Origin of the sequence: Micrococcus sp. KRD012, from assembly GCF_017168555.1 — a bacterium.
Classification (GTDB): domain Bacteria; phylum Actinomycetota; class Actinomycetes; order Actinomycetales; family Micrococcaceae; genus Micrococcus; species Micrococcus luteus.
On record NZ_JABFBB010000034.1, the window covers coordinates 1 to 401 of the forward strand.

General features: G+C 35.2%; 1 protein-coding gene. It reads right to left on the minus strand.

The features are described 5' to 3' along the window. On the minus strand, positions 1-387 hold a 387-nt coding region (locus J1M37_RS11040; protein WP_342345147.1), incomplete at its 3' end, for an amino acid--tRNA ligase-related protein. Between the last annotated feature and the right edge of the window lie 14 nt (positions 388-401).

Consider the following 401-nt stretch of genomic DNA (forward strand, 5'->3'; position numbering starts at 1 on the left):
TACATATTGTTCTTGAATTTCTAAACTTTCAGCATGATTTGTGAAAGCCATTTCCCCTTCAATCATCCAGAACTCGATCAAGTGTCTACGTGTTTTTGATTTTTCAGCTCTGAAAGTTGGACCAAATGAAAATACTTTTCCGTGTGCCATTGCCGCAGCTTCTAAGTATAACTGACCACTTTGAGATAAAAACGCATCTTGATCAAAGTATTTAGTAAGGAATAATTCACTTGTACCTTCTGGTGCACTTGCTGTCAAAATTGGTGGATCAACCTTTGTAAATCCATCTTTGTTGAAAAATTCATACGTTGCACGAATAACTTCGTTTCTAATTTTCATTACAGCATGTTGTTTTTTAGAACGTAACCATAAATGACGGTGATCCATTAAGAATTCTGTAC